This is a genomic window from Amaricoccus sp. (genome assembly GCF_017995835.1).
Classification (GTDB): domain Bacteria; phylum Pseudomonadota; class Alphaproteobacteria; order Rhodobacterales; family Rhodobacteraceae; genus Amaricoccus.
This window is the reverse complement of sequence record NZ_JAGOID010000200.1, coordinates 1-2761: the sequence shown is the minus strand read 5'-3', so window position 1 is coordinate 2761 and position 2761 is coordinate 1. Positions and strand designations below refer to the sequence as shown.

General features: G+C 69.7%; 4 protein-coding genes. 1 reads left to right on the top strand and 3 read right to left on the bottom strand.

Annotated features, from left to right (window positions below; genetic code table 11):
- Positions 1 to 601: ELWxxDGT repeat protein (locus KBA23_RS16655; RefSeq protein ID WP_290743353.1), on the bottom strand; the 601-nt coding region annotated here is incomplete at its 3' end.
- A 156-nt stretch (positions 602 to 757) separates the two neighbouring features.
- On the opposite strand from KBA23_RS16655, the gene KBA23_RS16650 reads away from it, so the two are divergent.
- Positions 758 to 1456, top strand: a complete 699-nt coding sequence (locus KBA23_RS16650) for a hypothetical protein (protein WP_290743351.1) — start codon at positions 758 to 760, stop codon at positions 1454 to 1456.
- Between the two features lies 1 nt (position 1457).
- On the opposite strand, the gene KBA23_RS16645 is transcribed toward KBA23_RS16650, so the two are convergent.
- Complete coding sequence (locus tag KBA23_RS16645) at positions 1458 to 2156, bottom strand: M15 family metallopeptidase (RefSeq protein WP_290743349.1); 699 nt, start codon at positions 2154 to 2156, stop codon at positions 1458 to 1460.
- Positions 2153 to 2761: UbiX family flavin prenyltransferase (locus KBA23_RS16640; RefSeq protein WP_290743348.1), on the bottom strand; the 609-nt coding region annotated here is incomplete at its 5' end. The genes KBA23_RS16640 and KBA23_RS16645, both read right to left, overlap by 4 nt.

Genomic DNA, 2761 nt, shown 5'->3' with positions numbered 1-2761 from the left:
GGGCATTGGGCGCGAACCCCTCGCTCGGCGGGTTGGGCGAGATCTTGTAGGTCCCCTTCGCCGTACCGTCCGTGCGCCAGAGACCCGCTCCTTGAGCCTCCGTTCGGGCGAGAAAGAAGACCTGGCCGGCAGCGCTGGTCAGAAAATACGGCTGCGACGAGGAGTAGCCGGGCTCGAGGTCGATGACGAGCGAAGTCCCGAGCGCCGTGCCGTCCGTCCGCCAGAGCTCCAGTCCGTGCACGCCGTCATTGGCGACGAAGACCAGCTCTTCGCCGAGCGCGGCCATGAGACCGGTCGACCAGGTGCGCGACCCGCACGAGCCCGGGCAGAGATCCCGCACCAGAAAGGTACCCAGAGCGGTACCGTCCGATCGCCAGAGCTCGCGGCCGCGGACGCCGTCCTCCTCCAGGAAGTAGAAGAGATCGCCAACCACGAGTGTCTCGGGAAGCTCGAACCAGCCCTTGTCGTGGGTCGGAACGGTGGCTTTGAGGTCCGCCACCATGTAGGCCGGCTGGGCGAGGGTCGGAACGGCGGCCACGCCGGCCAGAGTGGCGAGGATCGCCAGAGTCGGAAGCAAGAGGGAGGAGCGTCGGGTGGTCATGGCGGGCACGCTCCGGATCGCGTGAGGACTCGGTCGCCGATTGTACGCCGGTGGGCGATCCGGCCCGCCGCGGCCTGCCGCTGGGGGTCGGTTCGGTGTTTCACACCCAGGCGGACCGATCCGGTCTAAACTCCGCCGACTTCGGGGGAATCGCTCATGGGAAAGAAGAACGTCTTTGCGGCGCTCGGCGTCGCCGGACTCATCCTCGTCGCGGCACCGGCCGCGGCCAACTTCCACAATATGCGCATCGTGCAGGTCTATGCCGGCGATGTGACACATCCGGACGCGCAGTACGTCGTGCTGCAGATGTGTACCAACGGGCAGAACGTGCTCGGCGGACACGAGGTCGGCTTTTTCGCCGCCGACGGCGGGGCGATCGGCACGCCGGTGGCCTTCGCGGGCTCGGTCGCCAATGGCGCGAGCCAGTCGCGCGTCCTCGTCGCGACGAGCAGCGCCGAGGCGCTCTTCGGGCTCACCGCCGACCTGCGGATGCCGGCGAGCATTCCGCCGGTCGGGGGCAAGCTCTGCTTCGAGCCCGCCAGTCCGGTCGACTGCTTCGGCTGGGGGAACTATTCGGCGCTTCCCGATGCCACGATCGGCACGCCGTTCGACGCCGGAGTCGGCATCACGCCCGGCGACGCCGAGCAGCGGAGCCTGTCGATCGCCGGCGGCTCGGGCACGCTCGAGTGCACGACGCCGAACGACGACACCGACGACTCGGCGAACGACTTCGGCCCGACGACGCCCAATCCGGGCAACAACGCCGGCAGCTCCGGCTTCATCCATCCCAACCATGTCTTCCTGCACGGCTTCGAGAGCGGCGCGAGCGCCGGCTGGTCGACGGTCGTCCCCTGATTCAGTCGGTCGCCGGAATCTCCGCGAAAGCGAGATTCTGAATCGGGTAGGAACGCCAGTCCCGGTAGTCGAAGTGCCACCATTCGTGCTCGTAGACGGTGAAGCCCTCGGCTTCCATAGCAGAGCGAAGCAGGTCGCGGTGCGCACGGGCTTCGGCGCTGCCGCCGGAGTAGGTGGGGCTCGCCTTGGCTGTGAAATCGTCGTAAGCCGACGGCATTTCGAGGTCGCGGCCGGAAGCAAGATCGAAGAGCGTCAGGTCGACGGCACAACCGCGGTTGTGCCGCGAGCCCTGCCTGGGGTCGGCGACGAACTGACGTTTGTCGGCCGGGGTGGCGTCCCAGAACAGCTTGGTCACCGACCACGGGCGATAGCCGTCGAAGATCCGTAGCCCCAGGCCCTGGGGCTCGAGGCGGCGGCGGACACGCGCCAGCGCCTCGGCCGCAGGGCGCTGCAGAAAGGCGCGGGCCTCGGCATAGACCGGGCGGCCGAAGAAGTTGTTCGCGGTGGCGTAGCGGATCTCCAGCGTGAGCGCCGGGTCGAGGCGCGTGAGCTCGACGAGATCGGGCGAGCGGAACGTGCCGCGCTCCCGCGGCGGTCCGCCGGCACAGGCGAGAGTGCCGCCGACGACGAGGGCGAGCAGCGCGAGGCCGAACGACGGCGACAGCACGCAGCCGCTGCGCGACAGGTGCGAGCGAATCAATCCGTTCCCTGCCTGCCGCTCGTGCCGCCGCGCCAGCGCAGCGCGGGATCGCCCCCCGGCAGCCCGAGATGGTCCATCAGGCGCAGGGCGTAGGCGTCGAGAAACTGCTCGAGGGTCTCGCCGCCGAGATAGAACGCAGGGATCGGCGGCGCGACGATCGCGCCGGCCCAGACCATCGTGCGCAGGTTCTCGACCTGCACCAGGTTGAGCGGCGTCTCGCGGAAACCCAAGACCAGCGGCCAGCGCTCCTTGAGAGCCACCGCGCCGGCGCGGTGCAGGAGCGTCGTCGCCGAACCGGTGGCGAGCGCGCCGAGAGTTCCCGAGCTGCACGGCAGAACGAGCGTCCCCGCCAGCCGGTAGGAGCCGGAGGAGATCGGCGCGTCGAGCTCGTTGTCGCGATGGACGACGACCTTGGCGCGCGCGGCGGCGGGAAGCTCCGCGGCGTCGACCAGCGCTTCGGCGCCGGTGCGGTCGCGGCCGAGCTCGTGGAAGAGCACCTGGCTCGCCCCCTTCGAAACCACGAGGTGGACGCGGGCGACGTCGTCGCGGCGCGCGAGCGCGCTGAGCAGATGCCGCGGCAGCAGCATTCCCGAGGCACCGGAGAC